At 51.8% G+C, this 24,874-nt stretch carries 27 protein-coding genes; 17 read left to right on the top strand and 10 right to left on the bottom strand.

Going from position 1 to position 24,874, the window contains the following annotated elements; genetic code table 11:
* The 6 genes from VMT62_09435 to VMT62_09460 form a co-directional block, all read left to right on the top strand.
* A partial coding sequence (locus VMT62_09435; GenBank protein ID HVN96639.1) for an autotransporter outer membrane beta-barrel domain-containing protein occupies nucleotides 1–927 on the top strand: 927 nt, incomplete at its 5' end.
* A 349-nt stretch (nucleotides 928–1,276) separates the two neighbouring features.
* Nucleotides 1,277–1,777, top strand: a complete 501-nt coding sequence (locus VMT62_09440; protein ID HVN96640.1) for a pyridoxamine 5'-phosphate oxidase family protein — start codon at nucleotides 1,277–1,279, stop codon at nucleotides 1,775–1,777.
* Between the two features lie 109 nt (nucleotides 1,778–1,886).
* Nucleotides 1,887–3,449: an ABC transporter substrate-binding protein gene (locus VMT62_09445; protein ID HVN96641.1), complete on the top strand. Its 1,563-nt coding sequence runs from the start codon at nucleotides 1,887–1,889 to the stop codon at nucleotides 3,447–3,449.
* A gap of 237 nt (nucleotides 3,450–3,686) precedes the next feature.
* Nucleotides 3,687–3,917, top strand: coding sequence for a hypothetical protein (locus tag VMT62_09450; protein HVN96642.1), 231 nt, complete (start codon nucleotides 3,687–3,689; stop codon nucleotides 3,915–3,917).
* Between the two features lie 54 nt (nucleotides 3,918–3,971).
* Nucleotides 3,972–4,634, top strand: coding sequence for an alpha/beta fold hydrolase (locus VMT62_09455; protein HVN96643.1), 663 nt, complete (start codon nucleotides 3,972–3,974; stop codon nucleotides 4,632–4,634).
* A 421-nt stretch (nucleotides 4,635–5,055) separates the two neighbouring features.
* Nucleotides 5,056–5,646, top strand: coding sequence for a VPLPA-CTERM sorting domain-containing protein (locus VMT62_09460; protein HVN96644.1), 591 nt, complete (start codon nucleotides 5,056–5,058; stop codon nucleotides 5,644–5,646).
* 81 nt (nucleotides 5,647–5,727) lie between these two features.
* On the opposite strand, the gene VMT62_09465 is transcribed toward VMT62_09460, so the two are convergent.
* From VMT62_09465 to dctP, 4 genes are all read right to left on the bottom strand, one after another.
* On the bottom strand, nucleotides 5,728–6,534 hold the full coding sequence (locus VMT62_09465) for an enoyl-CoA hydratase-related protein (GenBank protein ID HVN96645.1): 807 nt from the start codon (nucleotides 6,532–6,534) through the stop codon (nucleotides 5,728–5,730).
* A 276-nt stretch (nucleotides 6,535–6,810) separates the two neighbouring features.
* On the bottom strand, nucleotides 6,811–8,112 hold the full coding sequence (locus VMT62_09470) for a TRAP transporter large permease (GenBank protein HVN96646.1): 1,302 nt from the start codon (nucleotides 8,110–8,112) through the stop codon (nucleotides 6,811–6,813).
* On the bottom strand, nucleotides 8,109–8,597 hold the full coding sequence (locus tag VMT62_09475) for a TRAP transporter small permease (GenBank protein ID HVN96647.1): 489 nt from the start codon (nucleotides 8,595–8,597) through the stop codon (nucleotides 8,109–8,111). The genes VMT62_09470 and VMT62_09475 overlap by 4 nt, the downstream gene beginning before the upstream one ends.
* Nucleotides 8,598–8,617: 20 nt before the next feature.
* Entirely contained in the window at nucleotides 8,618–9,652 is a 1,035-nt protein-coding gene (dctP, locus tag VMT62_09480; protein ID HVN96648.1) for a TRAP transporter substrate-binding protein DctP, read from the bottom strand.
* Between the two features lie 358 nt (nucleotides 9,653–10,010).
* Between dctP and VMT62_09485 the strand changes: the two genes are divergently transcribed.
* Nucleotides 10,011–10,259, top strand: coding sequence for a hypothetical protein (locus VMT62_09485; protein ID HVN96649.1), 249 nt, complete (start codon nucleotides 10,011–10,013; stop codon nucleotides 10,257–10,259).
* Here the strand turns inward: VMT62_09485 and VMT62_09490 are convergent.
* The gene (locus VMT62_09490) at nucleotides 10,256–10,975 is read right to left on the bottom strand and encodes an FAD-dependent oxidoreductase (GenBank protein ID HVN96650.1); all 720 of its coding nucleotides are present in this window, start codon (nucleotides 10,973–10,975) and stop codon (nucleotides 10,256–10,258) included. The two genes, VMT62_09485 and VMT62_09490, sit on opposite strands and share 4 nt — an antisense overlap.
* Before the next feature lie 338 nt (nucleotides 10,976–11,313).
* Here VMT62_09490 and VMT62_09495 point away from each other — a divergent pair, with 338 nt between their 5' ends.
* Both VMT62_09495 and VMT62_09500 read left to right on the top strand, forming a co-directional pair.
* Nucleotides 11,314–11,541 (top strand): hypothetical protein, encoded by a 228-nt coding sequence (locus tag VMT62_09495; GenBank protein ID HVN96651.1) that lies wholly within the window; start codon nucleotides 11,314–11,316, stop codon nucleotides 11,539–11,541.
* Nucleotides 11,542–11,851: 310 nt separating this feature from the next.
* Nucleotides 11,852–12,121: a hypothetical protein gene (locus tag VMT62_09500; GenBank protein ID HVN96652.1), complete on the top strand. Its 270-nt coding sequence runs from the start codon at nucleotides 11,852–11,854 to the stop codon at nucleotides 12,119–12,121.
* Nucleotides 12,122–12,170: 49 nt separating this feature from the next.
* On the opposite strand, the gene VMT62_09505 is transcribed toward VMT62_09500, so the two are convergent.
* Together VMT62_09505 and VMT62_09510 are read right to left on the bottom strand one after the other, a co-directional pair.
* Nucleotides 12,171–12,443 carry a hypothetical protein gene (locus VMT62_09505; GenBank protein HVN96653.1) on the bottom strand — a complete coding sequence of 91 codons (273 nt, stop codon included), beginning with the start codon at nucleotides 12,441–12,443 and terminating at the stop codon, nucleotides 12,171–12,173.
* A gap of 242 nt (nucleotides 12,444–12,685) precedes the next feature.
* Entirely contained in the window at nucleotides 12,686–14,377 is a 1,692-nt protein-coding gene (locus tag VMT62_09510) for a glutamine--tRNA ligase/YqeY domain fusion protein (protein HVN96654.1), read from the bottom strand.
* Nucleotides 14,378–14,568: 191 nt separating this feature from the next.
* Between VMT62_09510 and VMT62_09515 the strand changes: the two genes are divergently transcribed.
* The 8 genes from VMT62_09515 (at nucleotide 14,569) to VMT62_09550 (ending at nucleotide 22,544) form a co-directional block, all read left to right on the top strand.
* Nucleotides 14,569–15,375 carry a DnaJ domain-containing protein gene (locus tag VMT62_09515; protein HVN96655.1) on the top strand — a complete coding sequence of 269 codons (807 nt, stop codon included), beginning with the start codon at nucleotides 14,569–14,571 and terminating at the stop codon, nucleotides 15,373–15,375.
* A 448-nt stretch (nucleotides 15,376–15,823) separates the two neighbouring features.
* Nucleotides 15,824–17,902, top strand: coding sequence for an acetate--CoA ligase family protein (locus VMT62_09520; protein ID HVN96656.1), 2,079 nt, complete (start codon nucleotides 15,824–15,826; stop codon nucleotides 17,900–17,902).
* Nucleotides 17,903–17,986: 84 nt separating this feature from the next.
* Nucleotides 17,987–18,661 carry an epoxyqueuosine reductase QueH gene (locus tag VMT62_09525; GenBank protein ID HVN96657.1) on the top strand — a complete coding sequence of 225 codons (675 nt, stop codon included), beginning with the start codon at nucleotides 17,987–17,989 and terminating at the stop codon, nucleotides 18,659–18,661.
* Complete coding sequence (locus VMT62_09530; protein HVN96658.1) at nucleotides 18,654–18,857, top strand: DUF2905 domain-containing protein; 204 nt, start codon at nucleotides 18,654–18,656, stop codon at nucleotides 18,855–18,857. Before VMT62_09525 ends, VMT62_09530 begins: the two co-directional genes overlap by 8 nt.
* A 9-nt stretch (nucleotides 18,858–18,866) precedes the next feature.
* On the top strand, nucleotides 18,867–19,565 hold the full coding sequence (gene queC, locus VMT62_09535; GenBank protein HVN96659.1) for a 7-cyano-7-deazaguanine synthase QueC: 699 nt from the start codon (nucleotides 18,867–18,869) through the stop codon (nucleotides 19,563–19,565).
* Nucleotides 19,566–19,575: 10 nt separating this feature from the next.
* Nucleotides 19,576–20,220 (top strand): 7-carboxy-7-deazaguanine synthase, encoded by a 645-nt coding sequence (gene queE, locus VMT62_09540; protein HVN96660.1) that lies wholly within the window; start codon nucleotides 19,576–19,578, stop codon nucleotides 20,218–20,220.
* A gap of 45 nt (nucleotides 20,221–20,265) precedes the next feature.
* Nucleotides 20,266–21,948 carry a cytochrome c3 family protein gene (locus VMT62_09545; GenBank protein ID HVN96661.1) on the top strand — a complete coding sequence of 561 codons (1,683 nt, stop codon included), beginning with the start codon at nucleotides 20,266–20,268 and terminating at the stop codon, nucleotides 21,946–21,948.
* Nucleotides 21,945–22,544: a cytochrome b/b6 domain-containing protein gene (locus VMT62_09550; GenBank protein HVN96662.1), complete on the top strand. Its 600-nt coding sequence runs from the start codon at nucleotides 21,945–21,947 to the stop codon at nucleotides 22,542–22,544. The genes VMT62_09545 and VMT62_09550 overlap by 4 nt, the downstream gene beginning before the upstream one ends.
* Nucleotides 22,545–22,617: 73 nt before the next feature.
* On the opposite strand, the gene VMT62_09555 is transcribed toward VMT62_09550, so the two are convergent.
* The 3 genes from VMT62_09555 to VMT62_09565 form a co-directional block, all read right to left on the bottom strand.
* A complete protein-coding gene (locus VMT62_09555) occupies nucleotides 22,618–23,271 on the bottom strand; it encodes a flavin reductase family protein (GenBank protein HVN96663.1) in 654 nt (217 codons plus the stop codon).
* Nucleotides 23,272–23,354: 83 nt separating this feature from the next.
* On the bottom strand, nucleotides 23,355–24,065 hold the full coding sequence (locus tag VMT62_09560) for an ABC transporter ATP-binding protein (protein HVN96664.1): 711 nt from the start codon (nucleotides 24,063–24,065) through the stop codon (nucleotides 23,355–23,357).
* A complete protein-coding gene (locus VMT62_09565) occupies nucleotides 24,062–24,871 on the bottom strand; it encodes an ABC transporter ATP-binding protein (protein ID HVN96665.1) in 810 nt (269 codons plus the stop codon). Before VMT62_09565 ends, VMT62_09560 begins: the two co-directional genes overlap by 4 nt.
* Nucleotides 24,872–24,874 lie beyond the last annotated feature (3 nt).

Genomic DNA, 24,874 nt, shown 5'->3' on the forward strand with positions numbered 1-24,874 from the left:
GGCGAGGCAAACAAGCCTTTCCTCCTTGCGCTCGCAGGATCGAGTGAGGCCGTGGCGAGTTTCTTCAAGCCCGGCGAGTTGTCCCAGTCACAACAGAAAAGCGGTCTCTGGCTTAACGGGTACGAGCAATGGGGCTATCAGGATGAGACATCCGGATTCAGCGGGTACAACTACAATCTATACGGGGGAACCCTGGGGTTTGATCGGATGCTTTCTGATCATCTCATGGCCGGCATTAGCCTTGCCCACTCGAGAACCTCTGTGCGTCTCGATGAGCACATGGGAGAGACCGACATCAACGGTGTGATCGCTTCGCTCTATGGGACCTATTTTACCACTCATGCCTATGCAGAGGGCGCCCTCTCGTATGGGAGAAACGCCTACAATAATTATCGTTACCTCTCCATCGGATCCATGCAGAGAACGGCCCGTAGTGATCATAACGGGGACGTATATTCAGCTTATCTGGGTGGCGGTTACGTGTTCGATGTAAATAAATGGGCTATAGGTCCCTTCGGTTCTTTGAAATATGTGTATCTGAACGAAGAGGGCTTTACCGAAATAGGTGCGGACAGCCTGAACCTGACGGTCAGCCGGAGCAAAACGGATTCGCTTGTCTCCGAATTGGGACTACGTGTTGCGCGGGCATTCAAGACCGAATCGGGCAACCTGATTCCCGAAGTGACTGCAGCATTGAATTATGATTTTGATATCGACGACCGGGTAATTACGGCCTCTTTTTCAGGTTCCCCCGACGCGACCCTTACCATGAAAGGACAGGGGGTGGAAAAGTACGGAGTGACGGTGGGAGCCGGTTTGACCTTTATCCATAACAATGGATTTTCGACCGCGCTCAAATACACCGGCGAATTCAGAAACAAATACCAGTCCCACGGCATCGTGGGACAATTGCGTTTCCAATTCTGATCTTACGTACCATCTGGCCCTATTTTCGCATCCGGATTGGTGCAAAGATCATGGTAGTTCTTTTCGCCTCGCTCAATCCAATCAACTGTTGTCACCATATTGTGCGGTGAACACGGTAGTATCAGGCGTTTTTCTTCCCGCAATGCGACGAAGCATGTTAAGAAACTGAATTTAGTATGCCGGTATGTTATATATGAGGCGTGAGGCATGAATATGAAGAGCACTTTTCAACCGGCGCATCCACGACGACCGCGTCCGGTTGCACAAACAATTTTGTGTAGCAGGTCGTCTCACAAGCGGGCGACTTAAGACGAGCTGTGGACGAATTGTCAAATAAAACGGAACCACGATGAAATACAGGATCAAACCTTCGGAAAAGAATAACGAGGAATGCGAGAATATTATCAGGGGCACATACCATGGCGTGCTGTCGTTAAGCCGCGAAAATGAACCGTACGCTGTGCCCATGAACCACGCCTACGAAGATGGGAGGTTCTATTTTCACTGCGCTGTGGGCGGGAAGAAGATCGATTATATAAAGACAAACCCGTTCGCGGCATATACGATCATGAAATATTATGGAACTCCCGATGACTTCAGAGACAGGAATAATTGCCACGGGAAATGGGAGAGTATCATTGCCTACGGCAAGGCGCGGTGCGTCGAGGATGAAAAGGAGCTCATGGACGTGTTCGTCCGGTTCATGAAATATTATGGAAAGGAACATTATCAGCCAAAGGAATCATCGTTTTTGGAAACGAGAGCGGTAGTCATGCATGTCGAGAGGATGACGGCAAGAAGAGAATTGGATGCCAAGGCAACCGAGTTCTATGAGTGGGAGGAAGCCTGATCGTAGGCGGGACTGAACCCATGCTATAGTACCTGGCCGTGGCTTTTTAACTGGCTATGGCTATAAGATAATTGTGTAGCAGAGATTGCCGTGACGGAGGTGCAACGTGATGAGAAAGGACGTAACGATCGTGAGGTTCTGGCGCCATGCACTTATGGTCTGCCTTGTCTCGATAGCCGTCTTTTGCCCGGTGTGGGACGGATTGGCCAAATCGCCCCAATACGGGGGTGTTATGAGAATGTCCGACCAGACAGATGGGATTTCTATCGGCTATCCACCTAAATTGCTCAGGGTTTATGGTATCAAGCAGGCATCCCCGGCGGTCGAGACGCTCTTTCGCATAGACAAGACCGGGAGGGCGGTGCCATGGCTCGTCAAGAGTTTCAAAGAAAATGCGGTCTCAAAATCGGTGACGCTCGTACTGAGGACGGGCGTCAAGTTTCATGACGGAACGGATTTTAATGCCGAGGCTGTGAAGTGGAACCTGGAAGAGCATCTCGCGGCCAAAAGTCAGGGGACCGAAAAGATCAAGTCAATCGATGTGCTCGATTCTGAAACGTTGCGTATCAACCTTTCGGAATGGGACAATACACTGACGAGCAGCCTTGCCCTGACACTCGGTATGATCATATCACCCACCGCATGCAAGAAGAATGGCGAGGAATGGGCAATGTCGCATCCGGTGGGCACCGGACCTTTCCAGTTCGTGAGCTGGGAAAAGGACGTACGAACCATATACAAGAAGTTTCCAAATTACTGGCAAAAAGGAAAACCATATCTGGACGGCATCGAATGGATTCCCATAGCCGACTCCAACACCCGGACGCTGAGCTTCAAAAGGGGAGAGCTGGACCTCATCCTGTGGGTCGCGGCAAAGGATGTGACCGATCTTGAAAAAGGGGGCGCTCTGGTCACCAGGCGCCGGGCCGGCTCAGGGGTCACTGCCCTTGTACCTGATTCAGCGAATCCCGTCTCACCCTTTGCCAAGCTGAAGGTTAGACAGGCAGCACAGTATGCCATTGACGAAGATGCCGTGGTCAGATCTATTTTCCATGGTGAAGCGGAGGTGACAAATCAGTGGGCGTACAGGGGCCATTGGGCTTTCAATCCGTCCATAATCGGTTACCCCTATAACCCCGCCAAGGCCCGCAAACTCCTCGCCGAAGCAGGTTACCCAAAAGGTTTCAAGACGAAGCTTATTTATCGGACGACCCCGGAGGCAGACCAGCTATTTGCCGCTGTGCAGGGATATTTGCAGGCGGTAGGCATCGATGCGGAGCTTGAGCCCGCCCAAACCGGCCGATGGAACCAGGCCGTTCTTCAAGGCGGGAAATGGGAAGGGTTGGCAATGGGGGATCTGATGCCCAACCCGGAGACGGCCGCCGCACTCTTACAGAGGTACAGTGGAGGCGGGCCGTTCTTCACCCAGATGCTCGCACCGGAAGATTACGTACAAGCGATTAAGCGCGCTAATACCGCCCAGAATTTCAAGGAAAAACAGAAGTGGACCAGGGAAGCACTGAAAAGTATGATCGACACACACTGCCTGCAGATCATACTTTACGCCCAATCTTTCTTCGCCGTGTCCAAACCATATCTTCACAATCACGGCTTCTACGAGACCCCGAACGGGGTGGGTTCCACGCCTGAGGAGGCATGGATTGAGCGGTGAAGATGGACGGACAGCAGACAATCCATTACAAGTCGGCCTCGCACGGATCTTCTTGTAGACCAAAAAATGGGGAAGTGCCTCCTAAGGTGTGTAATAAGACCACATTCGTGTCAGGGGTGCATCCCGCGAGGCCGAAGCCAATACCCAACCAAAATACCCCCTTGACAGTTAAAAAGCAAGAATCATATGATTAAAGAGGAACTCAAATGTTGAGCCGATGTAGATGGGGGCGCGAAAATGATACTTCATGTACAGTATCAAGATGACCATTACGATTATGTGGGTCCTGGTATTCTTGAGAAGCTGCTCAAAGACGAGTATGTGAGACGGTTCTATCGTCCATCCGAGAAAAGATGGGTAGACATTGTCCACGATCCCATTCGCGGGATCGGCGGTGATTATGGTGGACCGGAGAGAAGGAAGAATCCTCCAGGCGCCCGGGTGCGCACTTCGTCGATTACCGTATAAGTGAGTCTTTCAATAAACCGGCTCAGGCCATTCGTAATCATTGTAGTGCTTCTCATGTCCACGCAAGGCTATGCCGTCTCCTCTCACTATGTCGTTCTCCTTCACGGTTTGGCAAGAACAAGTGGTTCCATGCAGGGACTGGAAGAATATCTGTTAAGGCAAGGTTATCAAGTACTGAACATCGACTATCCTTCGAGAAAATATGGGATATCCAAACTGGCTCGCTTAATCAGGGATGAAATCATATTGAAAACAGCCGGCGCTGAAAAGGTTGATTTCATTACTCATTCCATGGGAGGGATTATTCTGCGTTATATCCAAAAAAACTATCCTCTCCCCAATTTGGGACGCGTTGTTATGCTGAGCCCTCCTAACCATGGAAGTGAAGTGGTAGATAAACTCGGGAGTTTGTGGATTTTTGGATATATAAATGGCCCCGCAGGAAGAGAGCTGGCTACAAATAAAGATGGCATTACTCAGACGTTGGGAAAAGTGAATTTCGAGTTAGGGGTAATTACAGGGGACAGGAGCATAAACTGGATCAATTCCCTGATGATTCCGGGAAAAGATGACGGGAAAGTATCAGTTGAGAGTGCAAAAATTGATGGCATGACCGATTTTCTTGTTGTTCATGTGTCTCATCCGTTCATAATGAACGATCGAACGGTAATGGCCCAATGTCTTTACTTCCTACAAAATGGAAAGTTTCAGCGATAATCTTTGCCCAGGAATCCGATTCTTGGTTAGTAGATCGGGTTCGCATTTTTTTACTGAAAAATAAGGGTTGCTCGCCGTGCGACAAAAATACCCCCGACACTTAATAATATTTGACACACAGGAGTACAGAAGGCCTCGATTATTGATTGACCGATTATTTTCTTGATTTTTGCCCACCCTTCAAAGATAATAAGCTAGTTATTGGGGACATCAGTAATCTTTAATAAGTACGGAAATCACTGAGGCATAAGTAGAGGCCGCAGAACGCTGGCAGGCGTCATGTTTAAGCCCGGCCCACTGAGCAACCGGGGTTCTATGAGAATGCTCGCACATCCGTACATGGACGGCATCGGGCATCAGATATGGAACAAAGGTGACGAATGTGGGTAAGGCAATACTCATTTAAGGAGGTTCGTCAGAAATGAAATCCGTAAAAGCAGTGCAATCATTCATGCTCGCAGTGACCATTCTCCTGGCAACAAGCAGTATCGGGGCGGCTTTACAGACCTGGGAGCTCCAGGCAACGGCGATCAACAAATATGGTTCTTCTTTCGTACCACCACCTTTTGCGAGTCCCGGAGCCAATATTGTGATTGATTACATAATCGATGATCAGGCAGGTATTCTAGAAGGGGAAATCTATCGCGCGGTGAAAAGCGTGTATCTCGACGGAGAATCCACGATAACAAATGACGGATCTGTCATTACTGTCCCTGGGTTAACCGCGATCAATGCCAGCCTGGATAACAGGATAAACGACTCTCTCTATTTCATTTCATTAAATCGAACTGGGGGGACTGTTCAGCCCACGTTGGCGCTCACACTTCAGGACATTGCCGCGTCTGTTGCATCCGGTCAGGGCACAGAGCTGCGCCTGGATTTTTCTGGAAATGACAATAGCGTCTACGCGATACCAACGTCATTTGCCCCGGTGCCTGTACCCGCCGCCCTGCCTCTTTTGAGTTCCGGCCTGGCGGTCCTTGGATTGATTCGCAGAAAAAGGAAAGTATGAGGCTGACATTTACAGGAGTTTAACAAGGCAATTCCGCAAACGTCTTGCAGCGAGTGACGATGCTTATATTATCCCGTGCTACTATTTGCCCTTGAACACGGGTTTGCGTTTACCGAGGAAAGCTTTTGCAGCCTCGATGTGATCCTCCGTCTCGGAGAGAAGTGCGAGCTGCGATGATATATAGTCCAGATGTGCGCTGAGGCTCGAGGTTTGCGCCTGGTACACGGCACGCTTCATCATACGTACGGCGAGCGGAGGCTTGTCCGCGATCTTGCGGGCGAGCGTAAGAGTTTCTGCCATGAGCTTTTCGTGAGACACAACGCGGTTGACGATGCCCAGTTTTAGGGCTTCTTCGGCGCTCAGTACATCGCCTGTCAGTAGCAGCTCAAGGGCCTTCGATTGACCTGCAATCCTCGGCAAGAAATAGGCCCCTCCGTCGCCGGGCACGAGTCCCATGGTGATGTAAGATTCCGCAAGCTTTGCGCGGTCCGAGCAGATTCGAAGATCGCACATGAGCGCCATATCCAGGCCTGCACCGATGGCGTGCCCGTTGATTGCTGCAATGACGGGCTTGTCGAGGTCCTCGAGGGTAAGCACAATACGGTGGACGCCCTCCCAAAGAAAACGTTTCATATCCCAGGATTGCAGCTTACCGTCCGCCATATCTTTGATGTCCCCGCCAGAGCAGAAGGTATCACCCTTTCCCGTGACAATGATGACGCGCACCGTATCATCTCTCTTCGCTTGCTCGAGGCCTTGCCTCCACAAGGTTATCATCTCGGGGCTGAATGCGTTCTTCTTCTCAGGCCTGTTGAGTATGATGTATGCGATATTGTCTTTCACTTCATAGAGAACGTGCTTGTCACTCACTTCACGGGAAACCTGCATATTACGGGACCATCCTCATATTTTTGCCTCAGTATAGCAGACTCACCATCCAATAGCCATTGGAGATTTCACATAGGCGAAGACCTTACCACTCATCGGTCCTAGCACTCAGGCAACTAAGAAAGAGTGCCGGTCTACCTGAGCATTTTGTGGTCTTAGCCGGTCGGACGGTTTCTACCGGAGGCGCGGATGATGTCCTGGTCTATGGCACAGGCATAGCCATTCGCAAGGCTTTTCCCGGTACCCGATCTGACAGATTGCGGCGGGAATGCCCGCTTACCCCATCAACCGCGGCAGGAACAGAGCTAGTTGGGGAAATGCGAGGAGCAGAAGCATGATAACCGCCACGGCGATCGTATAAGGCAAAACGCCTTTGAAAATCGTTTCCAACGGAATGTCCGGAGCGATACCCTTCACAATAAACATTGTCATCCCGACCGGCGGGCTTATCATACCCATCTGGACGACAAGCACGGTGATTACGCCAAACCAAATGGGGTCAAAACCGAGCTTTGTGACCACAGGGAAAAAGATGGGAAGGGTGAGAAGTATCATTGCGAGTTCGTCAAGGAAGGTGCCAAGAAGGATGTACATCAAGAAGATGACGAGCATAATTAAGACGGGAGGGAGAGGAAGAGTGCTCACCCAGCCGGCGAGCTCCATAGGTATGGTGGTCACCGCAAAGAAGGCATTGAAAATCATGGCCCCCGTTACCACGATGAAGATCATGCCTGTGTTGCGCATCGTATCGATGACCGACTCTCTAAATCCCTGCCAGCTAAGCTGTCTTCTTATGAGAGACAAAAGCGTGGCGCCGCACGCGCCGACCGCTCCCGCTTCCGTGGGCGTGAACCAGCCGACCATAAGCCCACCGAGGACGAGTGCAGTCAGGGCCAATATGTCGATACACTCCCCAAATGCCGATATCATTTCACTGAAGGAGAAGGTTTGCCCGGGAGGAGCCAGGCTGGGGTTACGCTTGACCATTATGTATATAACACCGATGAACATGAGAGAAAGGATAATTCCGGGTACGATCCCCGCTATGAAGAGCTTGCCTATGGACTGTTGGGTCATTATGCCGTAGATAATGAAGACACCGGAGGGCGGTATGAGTATGTCCAGGGTGCCGCCGGAAGCCATCGAACCGGCGATTAACGCATCGTCATACTTGTAGCGCCTCATTTCCGGAATGGCGATGAGGCCGATTGTCAACGTGCAGGCGATGCTGGACGAACTGATGGCAGAGAACACCCCACAGGCGAAGATCGTCGCGATCGCCAGACCGCCGGGCATGCGTCGGGTGAGAACCCGGGCAAGTCGAAAGAGCGATCGGCCGAAGCCCGCGTTGAGTATGACCGTGCCCATGAAAAGAAAGAGTGGGAGCACGCAATAATCGTAATTGGAGATAACCCCATAGGGAATGCTGCCGAGGATATGAAGGGCCCCGCTCAGCTTCACAATGAACATGAAACCGATGGAGCCCACGAGCAGCATCGCAAAACCGATCGGTAGACCGGCGAACATGAGTACGAGAAGCAGGATAACGCCTACTGTGCCAGTCTCTATAGGGGTCATGGCTCGTCCTTCCCTCTGATCGCCCTGATCAGATGTACCACGAGAAAGCAGGCAAGAATGAATACGCCGGCCGCCCACGTAAATTTGAACGGAGACGTGGGGATACTCATCGTCATTGTTACGTCCTGCAGCTTGACGGACTTGAAAGCGTCGAGGATGACCGCATAGAGGAGAAAGAGCACGGCGCCAAGGCTGAGGGCCGAAGTGACGCTGTCGAAAACCCTCTTGGTTTTAGGTTTCAAGCGGGTCATCAGGACGTCGACCGCCACGTTGGCCCGTTCCCGCGCGGTGAAGCCGACTGCTGCGGCGACCACAATTACCCCCGCGAGGCCGGCGATCTCAATGGTGCCGGTGATAGGTGTACGAAAAAGGGCGCGCCCCACGCTGTTGCCGGTGACGATAATTATCATGATCATCAACGGGATAGCGCCTATTACACAGAGAGCCGCGCCGACAATACGTCCAAATTTCGAGAAAAATTTCATGGCTTTCGCCCTCCGTGTCGCTATTTTGCGTATTGCTGGACCCGCTCTCTAATATATTTCACTACCTCGGTGCCGGGAATGCCCTTCGCGTCGAGTTCCCGCCCGACTTTGTCCCGGGTCTTTTCTACAATCGATACCACCTTGGCACGTTCTTGCGATGGCAAAGTGACAATCTCTACACCCTCTGTCTTATAGTACTTTTTTACCTCCTCCCACGCATCGACCCACATTTGAACCGTTGCCTGTTTTCCCCAATCACAACTCTTGTCGATAACTGCTTTGAGGTCCGCCGGCAGCTTGCCGTAGAAATCCTTGTTCATTATTGCAAATACCGGTGTGGGCGCTCCAAGGCTCAAGTCGAGCATATACTTGAGATTACCGGCGAGTTTGTTGTCCTCAACGGCCTGGGGTTGTATGGTACCGCCGTCCACGGTCTTCTTCTCCATGCCTATAACGAAGTCCGCAGTAGACATGAAGACCGGTGTTGCGCCGAGGTCTTTCATCATCATGGCCATCTCGGGCGAAGGCACCCTGATCTGAAGCCCCTTCATATCGTCAAGGCTTCGGACCGGCTTCCTCGTGTGCAGCGCCTGGAACATGCTGGAGGTAAGCCAGAGAATTTTCACGTCTTTCCACTCGTCGGCCATGACCTTGGGGAACTTTTTCCAAAGATCATCGTACACCTTCGTTGCCGTGATGACATCAGGGGCCCCGAGAATGAACGGGAAGGTTACCCCGAGAGGCTGGCCCTTGGGAGCGTAACGAAAACCGAAGCTCATGTCGGCAGTTCCGCTGGCGACGGCGTCGACAAGTTCTGGCGCGGGGACAAGAGTATTTACTGGGAAGATCCGGGCCGTGAGCCGGCCGTTGCTATCGGTGGCAATCTTCTTGGCCCAAGCTTCCATAATCTGGTGGGACGGTGAGCCCACGGGAAACATGTGAGCGAGTCTCACTTCGATGGGCTTATCCGCCGCCTGAGCAGGAGCAACAGAAAAGACAACCCCACATACCGTAAACGCCAAAAAAAACAGGAAATATGCCTTAACCCTTCTCATTTTTGAACCCCCTTGCCGGAATGGCGTTGTTCTTTCGAACATGGACAGGACAAACCCGTTGAATGCGGACGTTCTCCCGTCCAGTTCGGACATTAGTGGAACACTCCGCGTAGAAACCCTTGTTCCTCTTCTGTATTCCAGCGAGCCGGCCAGTAACACATTCCGCTAGAAACCCTATGATTCTGTCTCGTTTTAAGGTCGGGGAAGGCTATTGATACCCCTTTTTCAGTCCCTGGCACATAGTCGCACCATCTATTCTGTGGATACAATGATTTAATTCTATGACATAAATCATAGTAATTAGTATTGACCGATTGTATCGGAATTCTCAACCCGGACGGTTCCGGAAAAGATCTTTATGAACTCGTACCTTACGGCCGTCCACACCCGGGATCCGGCCTTTCTCAATCAGGTCGAACTTTTCAGGGCCCGCACTGACCTCGCCATCGCAGCACATCTCATCAAGGTGGGCCTGTCAGAGAGCGAGAATCTCCGGAGGCTATTACTGGAAGCGGAGACGGTCCTTGCCCGTCTTGGATATCTTGCTCAAGCGCAAGACGCTCACCCTCAATCTGAAATCCCCGAATCAATGGGACGAGACGCCTAATATCCCGTGAATAGCTCCATTTTTGTCCGTAAGGGTCCTACATCCATGGCCCTAAGCGTCTCCTGCATGGCTTGGGCCATGGGAGGCGGCCCCACAACATAATAGATGGCGCTCTGCCACTCGCCGCATTCCTCCATGATCATTTGAGGATTGATCCTGTCCGTATAACCTGTCCATGAGCCGTTGCCGTCGGAGAGCCTCGTCATCGTGGGAATGACCGATATGTTCTGATCTTTTTGGGCGATGTCGCTCAACTCAGCGAGAAATGGGGTATCCTCAGGCCTTTGACTCGAATAGAACAGGGTTATGCGATGTCCCGTGCGGGCGACCGATGCGTAAAGTATGAGGCTTCGAAAGGGCGCGATCCCTACGCCGCCGGCAAGGAAAACGAGTGGAGTTGTTGTATCGTCGGGCAGAGTGAGGTTTCCTATTGGTGAATCAATGGTTATTGTAGTGCCGCCATGCATCTCGCTCATGGTACGTTTTAGTGCACTGTCGCTCGTTTTGACCACAAAGAGCAGGTCCTTTTCCAGGGGGGACGAGGCAATGCTAAATGCCCTTTTGAGTCCCCGATCATCTTTGAACCCCAGATTCGGGACAGTAAGTAAAGAGTACTGGCCCGCCTGAAACTGATAATTCTCAGGTTTTCTCACGAAGAAGAGCATGATCTCCCGGCCCACCATCTGTCTTTCCGTAAATTGCGTCTCGTAATTCATGTGTCCTCCGAATGCGGGATTTGTTCCATAGAGAATATTATCAATATGGCCGGAGATTTCAACGGTTAATTGATTACGGCGGCAATGAAGAGGTGCGTAAGCGCCCTCATTTCATCAATTTTTGTTGCCACGTACCGCGCGGATATTTCCATACCGCTACCGGACCCTCCTACCACCAACGATAAACGTAGCGCATACCACAAATAATGTAGGCTTCTGTGTGGGACAGTCTCCCCCAGTCGATACATCGCTTAAGATATCAGTGAGTTAGAACGCACGTAGAACTGGCACGGTTCTTGTATATCTGATATGCCAAGTACCAAACAGGAGGAAAAAATATGAACATGCCAGCAGAACAGAGAACAGAAAATGCCACGGAGATTCGGGAGTTCGATCTTAAGATGCAGTCATTGCGTCAGTACCTTTCTCTGCTTGGGTCGAGCCTTGACCGATACGAGTATCTCAAGAAGTCGGGCGCTCCGGATGTCGTGCTGTATACCGAAAAAGGTCTGATTAACCGGCAGCTGATGTTTTTGTCCAAGATCTGTTCGGAACTGATAAGATAGCGGTTAAAACGTAACATAGGAAGAAATTGCCCTGCATTTTGTTTCTCTACGTAAGCCCGCGGTTTCTCCCCCGGCGCACGCTCATAGAAATATCGCATGGCCTTTACGTGCCTGTTGGCTCATAAAAGAGACGTGGCCCGGGCTAGCTGCTTTGCCTCGCGTCATATAACGTATCGCTTTCTCTTGAGATCCCTCCAATTGATGACCTTCGCGCTCGGATCGATCCTAAACCGACCCCCTCACAAGGTTAAGAGAGGGCTCGTAAAAACACCGGGAAAGAGGTACAATCCCGCAAAAGGAGGAGACCGTCATGGCCAGGTATCAGAGACGAAAGGAAATTGAGGCCACCCAGTGGTTTCCTGGTGTGGCTATTACGGACGTGAGAGAATCCACCGGATGCGCGTTTCTGGAAAACGGGACGCGTGTCATGCCCGGGCAGTATGTGGTGAGAACGGGGAAAATGGTCGCGGTGCTCTCCGAGGAATCTTTCTGTATCATCTTTGATGCAGAGCCCGCAATGAAGAAGGATGCGCGCGATAGATGGCCTGAGCCCGATGTAAAAGAAGGGCAGAGGGGTTGAGGCGTCATGGAAGGATTAAAGATGAAATTGTGCGCGTCGCGGCGATGCGTCACGAGACCCCAATGATAGAAGCAGGGTCCTTATATTGCTGAATTGACCACGAGTCAGAAAGCGAAAGGTGACGAATAAGAAAGAGGCCGCCCTCAGTGGTCCTGACCTTGAAGTAGTCGACTCGAGGCCGCGAAGCACCAAGTCCTCCTTCATACCACCGATCGATAATCTCTGATATTTGATAGCGTTTCTCTTCAAATACCAGGGCCTGAGGACGTTCATCGGCCCGGTATCCGCTGTAACATTCTACGTCCGTCGCATCCCACCGCATTATTAAGACCTTCGGCGCTGCCTATCAAAAGATATGCACTATTTGAACGTATTTATATGCTCGCTCGGAATCATTATGACACGCGGATGGCGTCAACTGACAGCTTGTGACCATACAAACCTGCCGGGTAGGTGATAAACCCGGGTTCAGAAGACTTAAGAAAGAGACTATTGGTCTGGCAAAGCCGTGGTTCAAGCCACGTCGATTGCTACAATTCAGGCAAACGAGCGGTGCGCTTACGGTCAGGATTTTGCCTGGCCGGCCTTGGCCCATGAATCGCGCAGCGCCACGATACGATTGAACACAGGTTTACCCGGCAGCGAATCTTTGGCGTCGGCGCAGAAATAGCCGAGTCTCTCAAACTGGTACCTGTTTCCCTGCGCCGCATCCTTAAGACTTGCCTCCACAGGGCAGGCGCTCAGTATCTCCAGTGAGGCCGGATTCAGGTATTTAGGGAGGTCGTCCCCGATATCTGCCGGGTCGGCGACCTGAAAGAGCCGATCATACAGACGGACTTCCGCTAACACGGCATGCTCCGCCGAGACCCAGTGAATCACTCCTTCCACCTTGCGCCCATCTGCCGGCTGGGCATTTCGCGTGAGAGGATCATATGTACAGTGCAGCTCGCGAACCTCTCCGCTCGCGCTATCCTTGATCGCATCCACGCATTTAATCACGTAAGAACTGCGCAGTCTCACCTCGCGGCCAGGACCAAGGCGCTTATATTTTTTGGGCGGGTTCTCCATGAAGTCCTCTTGCTCGATATAGAGCACTTTGGAAAAGGGGACCTTTCGTGTGCCCATCTCGGGTTTCTGCGGATGATTGGCGCATTCAAATTCTTCCGTCTGTCCGTCAGGATAGTTGTCAATGACCACACGCAGAGGTCTAAGAACCGCCATGGCTCTGGGTGAGCGCTCGTTCAGGTCGTCACGCACACAGCTCTCGAGCAGGGCGATATCCACGAGGTTTTCATTCTTGGCCACGCCGATGACAGAGCAAAAGGCCCTGATTGCCTCCGGTGTGTAACCGCGCCTTCTCATACCGGCTACCGTGGGCATCCTCGGATCATCCCAGCCCGTAACATACTTCTTTTCCACGAGCTCGATGAGCTTGCGTTTGCTCAAGATCGTATAGCTCACGTTAAGGCGGGCGAATTCGATTTGTCTCGGACGCTCCCCGGCGATGAGCTCGTTCACGATCCAATCGTACAGCGGGCGATTGTTTTCAAACTCCAGCGTGCAGATCGAATGGGTGATCATCTCAATGGAGTCGGAAAGGCAATGCGCGAAATCATACATGGGATAGATGACCCACGTGTCGTCCGTTCGATAATGAGGGGCCCGTTTGATGCGGTAGATAACCGGGTCGCGCATGACGATATTCGGTGACGCCACATCGATCTTGGCTCTAAGCACGTGGGCGCCGTCGGGGAATTCCCCGGCGCGCATGCGGTCAAACATGTCCAGGTTTTCTTCAACCGTGCGATTCCGGTAAGGGCTCTGTTTGCCAGGTTGGGTGAGGGTACCCCGATACTCGCGGATTTGATCGGCGCTGAGACTGCACACATATGCCTTGCCGAGCTTAATGAGTTCAACAGCAAACTGATAGAGCCTATCAAAATAATCAGAAGCGTAAAACAAGCGGTCGGCCCAATCGAACCCGAGCCAGTGCACGTCATGAATGATCGATTCCACGAATTCCAGGGACTCGCCCGCGGGATCCGTGTCATCCATTCTTAAGTTGCAGGTGCCGCCATACTGAGCGGCGATGCCGAAATTGAGGCAGACCGATTTTGCGTGCCCTATATGGAGATAACCGTTGGGTTCCGGTGGAAAGCGTGTGGCCACGCGTCCACCGTGCTTACTCGTCCTGTTCTCCTCTTCAATAATCTCGCGAATGAAGTCAGTTGTGCCTGAAGCATCTGTTGCGCCCATATCCTTGCACTCCTTGCACCTTTTCCCCTGTCCTGCTATGATCTGTCGGGAATGGCTGCTATGATTAATTTTGTACCATATGTAGCGCGTTCATGCAAGAGACCGGCGGGCGCGACAGTGGCGGGAGCACGGGAAATGAAGTATATTGTAATGCAAAACAGGAAAGATACACGCAAACGATATTGCGAACTATGGATCAGATAGATTACTACGAGATTCTTGAGATAGATAAAGAGGCATCTGCTCAAAACATAAAGGAGTCGTATCGCAGGCTCGCCTTCCAGTATCATCCGGACAGAAACGATGGGGACACACAGGCCGTCGAGCGCATGAAGGCGATCAATGAAGCCTATGCCGTGCTTTCCGATCCTGAAAAGCGCGCCCGTTATGATGGGTTGCGTCAATCGTACGGTTATTCCGCTTACGATCGTTTCAGACAGAGCTACACTGAGGAGGACATTTTCAGGGGCTCTGACATCGGTCAGATTTTTGAGGAGATGGCCCGGTCATTTGGTTTTCGCGGGTTCGAGGACGTATTCAGGGCCTCATATGGTCAGGGCTTTCGCACGTTCGAAGTGGGGAAACCCGGATTTGCCGCGCGGGGTTTTATCTTCTCCGGCCCACTGTTTGGCGGTGGCGAGCGCCGTGAAATGCAGCCGATCTCAGGGGCTTTCCCAGGACTTTTCGGTAAGCTGCTCAAGTTCGCCTTGAAAAAGATGACCGGCGTGGAATTTCCCGAAGCCGGCAAGGACCGTTATGATGTAATGGTCGTGAGCGCCCGTCTCGCCGACGAGGGAGGCAAGGTAACGTATAGAGACAAAGTACGGTCAAGACAACTCCTTGTTACGATTCCACCGGGGATACGCAACGGTCAAACGATCCGGTTAAAGGGCGTAGGCCGGCAAGGCAAGAATGGGGGTATACCTGGCGATCTTTATTTAAGAGTGGAGATACAAAGACCGGTTTTGCAAAGAATCAGAAACCTTTTTAAGCCATGAGAAAGGAAGCGGCTAAGAATAGTTTAGCAGGAAATCGTTGACAAAGAGCATCAAATCACATAATATCTTCGGGCAAAATGAAACGGTTAGATCAATCAGTGCAGGTTTACTATTACTATAACAGAGGGAGAGCCCTGCCTGCAGGTTGATTGGAGTCATATGCTGATCAAAAGCCGCGGGCGGTAAAGCCTGCGGCTTTTTTTGTGTGCCGAACGAGTGAACGCAGTGATTAAGATCGGAGTCCATATGGAATCGATTTTTGTGTCAGTTGAGAATGGTTTCTTAGAACATACCCGAAACGAATACAACAACTATTACTACTATTATTACCGCGCACATCCGCCTTAGGCCCCTATTCAGTATCATTGTGGCCCTGTGCGGATCAAACCGTTCAGGGTCTTTTTTTTGCCGTAAAAGACGTTCAAAAATAAACAAGGAGGAAGTAATTATGTTAGACGCCTTATTCAGACCAAAGGCAGTAGCGGTAGTGGGAGCCTCAGCAAAAGAGCTCAATGTGGGCAACAGGATCATCAAGAACCTGGTTGATTTTGGCTTTACCGGAAAGATCTATCCGATTAACCCCAAAGTTGACGAGATACGGGGAGTGAAAGCATATAAATCTATTCTCGACGTTCCAACGGACGTTGATGTAGTGCATCTTCCTATACCGGCTGCCTCCGTGCCCCCGGTGATCGATGAATGCGGCCGGAAGGGGGTTAAATTTGTGATTCTCAATGGCGGGGGATTCGCCGAGACTGGCGCTCAAGGGGAGGCGATTGAGCAGGACTGTATGACCCGGGCTAAGAAACACAATATCAGAATATTCGGCCCCAATTGTCAGGGGATAATCAATACAGCGGCCGAGTCCCGGGCGTACTGCAACTTCACCTTCACCAAGCCCAATCCCGGTGTTGTCTCTCTCATCGCCTTATCCGGCGGTGTGGCCGAACTGTTGCATCAGAGTCTATTCCAGATGGGCGTGGGAACAAGGATGTATGCCTCAAACGGAAACGCTTGCGATGTGTCTATACCGGAAATCATCAAATACTACGGCGAGGACGAGGGGACCCAGGCGATCGTACTCTACGTGGAGGGCCTGCGTGACCCCGACACATTTCTCAAAGTCGCACAAAAGGTTGTAGCCAAAAAGCCAATCCTTGCCATGAAAGCGGGTCGAACTGAAGAGGGCGCCAGGGCCGCAGCATCCCACACGGGCGGCCTTGCGAAGAAGGATATCACGACAGACCTTATCTTTGAAAAGGCCGGTATTCTTTGTTTCCACGATGAGCAGGAGCTCTGTCAGGCAGCAGCGGTATTCACCACGCAGCCATTACCAAAAGGCAGGCGGGTGGGCGTGATAACGAATACCGGGGGGCCTTCCGTCATTGCCACGGACGTGCTCGTCAGCGGCTCTCTTACCACACCGCCTCTTTCTGAGAAGACAAGAGCGATCCTCACAGAAAAGCTTCTTAAGGAGGTGACCGTGCGAAACCCCGTGGACGTGCTCGCCACGGCCAATGCCGACCACTTCAGGGCCGCCCTCGATGCGCTTATGGATGACGATGCTATCGACAGCATTTATATCAGCATGGTCACGCCATTTTTTGTGGATCACGGGGCCATCGCCCGCCAGATCGTGGAGGTGAACAGGTTCAAGAGAAAACCGATCGTCTGTACACTCATGACGGACAAAGAGGGCTGCGCTGAGACCGTGAACATCTTAAGAAAAGGCGGCGTGCCTTGCTATGATTTTCCTTCGACGGCGGCGAGAGTGCTCGTCTCGCTTACCCGCTATAGCGAGATACGCAGAAGGCAGGCCGGCAGAATCAAACATTTTCACGATGCGGATCGGGTGAAGGCACAGGCTATCGTGAATAAGGCGCGAAATATCGGCCAGGCGAGACTTCCAGCCGATGATGTTTACGAAATCATGCGGGCCTACGGGATCCCTGTTGCCGACTGGAAAGTCGCAAAGGATGCAGCGGGTGCGCTGATTGCCGCACGGGAAATAGGATTTCCCGTTGCTATCAAGGCCGATTCCCAAAGCATACTGCATAAGAGTGAGATGGGTGCGGTAGTGACGAATCTGTCCGATGAAGCCCACCTCGCCCAGGCCATAGAAAGGATCGGCAAAACCTGCCGCGCCCCCGATCTGAGATTTATCATTCAAAGGCATGTCGAAGGTGGCAAAGAGGTTATCGTGGGCGCCAAAGCCGATCCGGAACTCGGGCATCTTATCATGTTCGGCATGGGCGGGGTATATGTCGAGGTATTGAACGACGTGGCGTTTAGACTCGCCCCCATCACCGATGTTGAAGCGCGTGAGATGATCCTCTCTTTAAAGGCTGCGCCAATACTCAAAGGGGTACGAGGTGAGCGGGGAGTCGATCGGGAGCGCCTCGCAGAGATTATTGAGCGCGTCTCCCAACTCATGATTGATGTGCCTGACATTCGCGAAATAGACCTCAATCCGGTTATCGCCTTTGAGGACCGTGCCTGCGCTGTCGATGCGAGAATAATATTGTAGGGGGAGAAAAAAGCGCGAGCTTGCTGACCCACGTACGGCGATCGGAGGACCTCCCGGATAGCTATCCGGGAGGTCCTCCGATGTATGGGCTTTACCGTGTTCACGCGCCCTGATGGAAAAAACCTTGCCGTAATGGTAAAATTAATTGGGTGCTCTATGGTCCGTGAGAACATGAAGGGGGAAAAGCGTACGGGCAATCCCCGTAATGACCGACAAAAGATCCTCATGCACATTTGCTGCGCGCCATGCAGCATATATCCATTGAAAGAGTTGCGCGAACAAGGAGTAGACGTATACGGATACTTCTTTAATCCGAACATCCATCCCTTCACCGAGTTTATGAGGAGGCTTGCCACGCTCAAGGATTACGCGCAGTTCGTGGCGCTGCCCCTTGACGTGGATACGGCATATGACCTGGCCGCGTTCTTGCGGGGCGCGCTGGATTATGGCAAAGATCGCTGCCGCTTTTGCTACAGAATGCGACTGGAGAAGACATTCAAAAAGGCGATCGAGCACAAGGCCGACGCCATAACCACCACGCTTCTATACAGCAAATACCAACGGCATGATGACATACGCGATATAGGCGAGGAACTTTCAGCCGAGCACGGCATCCCGTTTCTTTACCAGGACTTCAGGGTTGGCTGGAAGGAAGGCGTTCAAACATCTAAAGCCCTCAACATGTATCGACAGCAGTACTGCGGGTGTATATTCAGCGAAAAAGAGCGCTACGGAGGGATCGATGCCGGCCATGGGTAAAATGTTGATATTTGCAGGTGTTGTTCTTATCGCCATGGGGCTTGCATTCATGTTTGCGGACAAGATTCCTTTTCTTGGCAGATTACCGGGCGACATTTACATCAAAAAAGAACGGTTCAGTTTTTATTTTCCTATCACCACAAGCATCATCTTGAGTATCATTTTCACGATCCTTTTCTCCATATTTAAAAAATAGGACTCTTCAATGGGACAGAAGAAAAAGAAGGCGGTTGTTCTCTTGAGCGGCGGGCTCGATTCTTCTACAACCTTAGCCATAGCGCGCCTCGAAGGATATGAAACGTATGCCCTTACCTTCCGTTACGGGCAGCGACACGAACGAGAGATCGCTGCGGCAAAAACGCTCGCCCGAAATTTTGAGGTAAAGAAACATGTAATCCTTGATATCGACTTAAGAAGCTTTGGAGGGTCTGCTCTTACCGACGACATCCCGGTGCCCAAGCGGCGCAGACCCGAGGAAATCTCGGGCCATATTCCCGTAACGTATGTGCCGGCCCGTAACACGATATTCCTCTCTTTCGCGCTTGCCTGGGCTGAAGTCATCGGGGCAGAGGACATTTTCATCGGTGTCAACGCCCTCGATTACAGCGGATATCCTGACTGCAGGCCGGAGTATATCCACGCCTTCGAACAGATGGCCAACCTTGCTACCAGGGCGGGTGTTGAAGGGAGGTCATTCGCCATTCATACGCCGCTCATCGATTTGACAAAGGCTGAGATTGTGAGGCAAGGCATGGCGCTCGGCGTAGATTTTTCCAAGACCGTAACCTGCTACGACCCATCGGCCTCAGGGGCTGCGTGCGGGGTATGCGATGCCTGTATCTTAAGGCTCAAAGGTTTTCAGGAGAACGGGCTCGCCGATCCTGCGCCGTATCAGAAAAGGTAGAAAACGGATCATGAGCGTCTATACCGTGAAAGAGATATTCTATACGCTTCAGGGCGAGGGGGTACAAACCGGGAGGCCCGCGGTCTTCTGCAGGTTCTCCGGATGTAACCTCTGGTCGGGGAGAGTCGAAGACCGCGCCCGCGCCCTATGCGGATTCTGCGATACTGACTTCGTGGGCGCAGACGGCCCCGGTGGCGGGATTTTCAAAGATGCCCGTGAACTCGCTCACGCAATCGTCAAAGTGCCGCCCGCGGGCGCGCACTCGGGGCGTAATCCACTTGTGGTGCTCACGGGCGGGGAACCGGCATTGCAGGTCGATCGCCTGCTTGTGGACACGCTCCGCGCAAAGGGATTGGAAATCGCCATAGAAACCAATGGCACCCTGCCCATTCCTCAGGGTATAGACTGGATAACGGTGAGCCCCAAGGCACGTGCCAGGCTTGCTGTTGTGTCCGGCAATGAGTTAAAGCTCGTCTATCCTCAGCAAGGGACTTCCCCTGATCTATACGAGAATCTCGATTTTCAGCACTTCCTGCTGCAGCCCGAGCACGGTCCGGATAGAGAAAAGAACGTGAGGGGCGCCATCGAGTACTGTCTTTCACACCCGCGGTGGCGATTAAGTCTTCAGACGCATAAAATATTGGGCATACCGTAAGGAAAAGCATTTGTCATGCAAAGCCGGCACGTGTTTACAAGATACATGAGGTCTGATAGCATCAAGATCATATTTGTCCTCATTCTTCTTCTTATCCTGTTTCCGGAGCTTACCCACGGGGCGAGTGTATCGGCGGATGTATGCTTAAGATGTCACGCTCAGTATAAGGAGACTCATCACGACGGCACCTCCTGCACGGATTGTCACCAGGACGTAAAGACCGTGCCTCACGCAAGAAAGCTCGAGAAACCGGCCTGTTCCTCATGTCATAAGGATATCCCCGCCACGTACGAGAAGAGCGTCCATGCGTCGAGTAATCTTAAGTGTGCGGATTGCCACAACGTACATTTCCCCGACAAAGACAAGACTGAATGCGTCTTTTGCCACACAACAGTCTCGCACAGATCGTTGCCGTCGGAGAAGAAGCATTTAAGCGTACTCGCGTGCGTGGCCTGCCACGCTCGCGTTCATGAGGGCACGGTCGACGTGACGATTGCCGTGAAGAAGGGAAAGCCCTTTACGAGAAGCGACGTGGACCTCGATAACAACAACGTGGTCGATAAGGACGAGTGGAGCAGTCTCTTGGGACTTATTCAGAAGGACACCTACACCGTGGACACCAAATACGCGAGTCCGGGCGACGCGCACAGCATAAAGAGGACAGCGGTATCGTGTGACACCTGCCATGGTGAGAAAAGCCTGTTCAAGAGGGGCGTGCTCAAGGTTTCCGGTGTTGCGTCTTTTGAAGTGCCGGTTTTGCCGCAGCTCTTCATTCCTAAGCTGCCTTCGGTGGAACAATTCAAGAAAACCGTTCATGGTAAACGGGGGGTAAAGTGTGCCGACTGCCATACGTCGCAGGCTCGTATCGATGATCAGGTCTGTGTAAACTGTCATAGACAAACCTACGACGTCTATAAGAACACATCGCACGCTTCATCCGGGGCTACCGTATGCACGGACTGTCACAATCCGCACAGCGTCACCCCATACAGGGAATTGAACGTGACCGAGAGACTCAATGTGTGTGCCAGGTGCCACCAGGATTACCTGAAAAGACACAGCTGGCTTCCCAATGCCGCCCTGCATTTCAATTATCTCGAATGCTCTACGTGTCACAGCCCGAAGTCTACGAAAAGCATCGTCTTCTATTTCGGTTTACGGGAAGGCACTACAAACAAGGCCCTGACCTATGCAGATTTGAGGGGTCTGTTCGCCGACGCGAGCGATATCACATCACACATCGATATAAACAAGGACCGTTCCATTACTTCTCAAGAACTGTCCGATTTCTTCATGGAGCTCAAGAAGAAAGATAAGAAAGATCTCGCTGTGGGAAGCTCGATCATTGTGACAAAGGTGTATCACGATTACTCTTCCAAGGGAACGCGAGAACGGGTATGTGCTACGTGCCACTCAGAGGACGCCCCCTTTTACGAATCCATGTACCTTGTGATTCCTGAAAAAGAGGGAGCGGCATATGTCCCGGTGAAGGGGACAACGCTCGGAGCATTACCCGTCTCCCTGTTCACCGATTTCAGTCTTCTCGGTGAGCAAAAGATAAAGGGACGTGATATCACGAATTTCTTCAAGACGCGGGGTAAATCCCGGTCCGACTTCATGAGAGGCCTCGGTCTCAAGTGGATTGATGTCTTGGGAATTGCACTCATCGGCATTATTCTTCTCGCGGTTATCATACATATTCTTGGAAGGATTATATTCAGGCGATGAAAAAGGTCTCTTCACTCTATCCGCTTCCCATACGAATCTGGCACTGGGTGAATGCTTTGCTCTTTGTGGGTCTCGCGGTAACCGGCATTGAGCTCAGGGCGCCCGGGTTTTCCCTGTTTTCGCAGTATGGGACTGCAACGGCCGTGCATAAGTACGCGGGGTTTTCCTTTATCATCTCATTTTTGTTCTGGCTTATCTGGGGTATAGTGACGGGCGCCATGAGATATTACTTTCCTCGTGGCAGAGACTTCAAGGAGATACCTCATCAGGCGGCGTTCTACCTGTACTCTATCTTTAAGGGTGCGCCAAACCCGTTCTCTGCTTCCGAGAGGGAAAAGTTCAACGTGCTTCAAAAAATATCATACGGTGCGGTCATGCTTATTCTCGTACCGGCTATCGCGATAACGGGTATTATGCTGAGCGATATCCTCTACTTTTTCCGATCCATCAATGCCATAGGAGGACTCAGGATACTCGACGCACTGCACGTAGCAGCCGCATACCTGCTCCTTATCTTTCTTGTGGTCCATATCTACATGGCAACCCTCGGAAAGACGATCACAGCCTATTTGAAGAACATAATAACAGGGAAATGATGTGATGCTTGATACGAGAGACCTGGGTATGTTTCAAGCGATATTTGATCAGTCTGTTGCCTTAGGATGACTGTCAGGTCGTTCCCTCGAGGCCCTCGAGGAGGGCGTCATTCCGACCGGGTATGACCATTTCAAATACCGAATCAATAGTCGTATAGTCGTAGTAACCGAGGCGCGCCAGCGGACGGATTCGAATTATGTCGAGACGGCCGTCAGGACGGATTGCTTCATCCTTAATGTGTATGAGCACGACGCGTCCGATGATAATATCGGCGGTGCCCATAAGTCCCCTTCCAGGCAGCCTCAGCGTCTCATGATAGACGCATTCGAACTGCACCGGAGATTCGAGAACGCGACACGGTTTGATCTTTACTGAGGGCGCCCTGGTGAGGCCCGCGAGGTCGAATTCGTCCACACCGGGTGGAACCTCTGCTGCCGACTTATTCAATGCGTCACGAAGTTCATAGGTAGCCATATTGTAAACAAACTCGCCGGTTTCTTCTGCGTTGACCACCGAGTCTTTGCGTCTGCCGAGCGTATTCTGATTGGCTGCGAACATCACGTAGGGCGGATCATACGTAAGGTTTTGAAACTGGCTGTAGGGCGCGAGATTATGTATGCCCTCCCGACTGACTGTCGATATCCAGCCGATGGGCCGGGGTACCACGCACGATTTGAAAGGGTTGTGCGGGAGGTTGTGATCGTTCTTTTCAGGATCGTAATACATTATCCGTGTCCTCCATGTGCTCACGCACGAGTCATTGATTTCCGCCACACGATAATGGCGACTCAGCAGTTTTTCTCACGCCGTCACATCCCGAGATATCGTCTTCTAATTTCGTCGTTTCCTAAAAGCTCATCCGCTTTTCCATGCCCCACGATCTTGCCCGTTTCTACAACGTATGCCCTGTCAGCTATTCTCAAGGCTGCCGCAACATTCTGTTCCACCAGAAGAATGGGGATGCCTTTTGCCCGCAAATCCTTCAGGATGTCGAAAATATTATTGACTACAATAGGGGCCAGTCCAAGAGACGGCTCATCGAGCAAAAGAAGCTTAGGTTGCGCCATAATGCCTCTGGCGATGGCGAGCATCTGCTGTTCGCCTCCGCTCAAAGACCCTGCTTTGCCGGTAAATCTCTTCTCCAATATGGGAAACAGGTTGAAGACAAAGGGGTAGAGCCTGTCGAGATCGGCCTTCTTGCTCCCATGCACGTAGGCGCCGAGAAGCAGGTTCTGCTGAACGGTGAGCGTGGCGAATATCTGTCTTCCCTCGGGAATATGACTGATCCCGGCCTTAACGATCTCGTTCGGTTTTCTTCGTGTGATATCCCGGCCCATGAAAGAAATACTTCCGCTGGCGGAAGCGATGAGGCCCGAGATCACCTTGAGAAAGGTTGATTTGCCCGCGCCGTTGGCGCCCAAAAGGCAGACGATCTCACCTTCACCGATCTCGATGTGGATGCCTTTAAGCACCTCGACCCTGCCATATCCCGCGTGAATATCGACCGTATTCAACATCATGGATGGCCCCCGATACCGCATTCGGTTCCGAGATAGGCCTCTATGACCTGCTGGTTGGAGCATATTGCCTGAGGGTCACCTTGAGCCAGATATTTTCCGAAATCGATGACCACAATATCATCGGAAACGTTCATCACGAGCTTCATATTGTGCTCTACAAGCAGGATCGTTACACCTCGTTTCCTGATAGCCGAGAGAAGCTCCATGAAATGTTCGACTTCCGTGTCGTTAAGACCCGAGGCCGGTTCATCGAGCAAAAGAAGAAGGGGGTCGGCCATAAGAGAACGGGCGAGCTCAACCATTCTCTGGTTTCCGAAAGACAAAGAGAGCGGCGTCATCTTCGCGGCGTGTGCCATGCCTACAAACTGGAGCAAGTCCATGGCCTTTTCCCGCATGGCTTTTTCCACCTTACGAGCCCGCGAACGAAAAAGGATGGCCTCCGATATGGTCGGCCGGATATGCTTGTGGGCGCCCAACATCACGTTATCGAGCACCGTGGCTTCATTCACCGTAAAGAGCCTGATTAACTGGAACGTCCTGGAGAGACCGAGCATGGCTATGCGGTCTGTCGTAAGACCCACAAGTTCGCGCCCTTCAAATGAAACCGATCCCTTGTCCGGTACCAGTAGCCCGTTAATGATATTGAGCAGAGTCGTTTTTCCTGCGCCGTTCGGGCCGATGAGCGCCTTTATGTGACCCCTCGTGACGCCGAAGCCGACCCCATCCAGGGCGCGAACGCCGTCGAAGGTTTTCGTGATATTCGTTACTTTGAGGATCGTCTTATCTTTTTCTAACGCATCTGTCATGTA

Source organism: Syntrophorhabdaceae bacterium (genome assembly GCA_035541755.1).
Taxonomy (GTDB): domain Bacteria; phylum Desulfobacterota; class Syntrophorhabdia; order Syntrophorhabdales; family Syntrophorhabdaceae; genus PNOF01.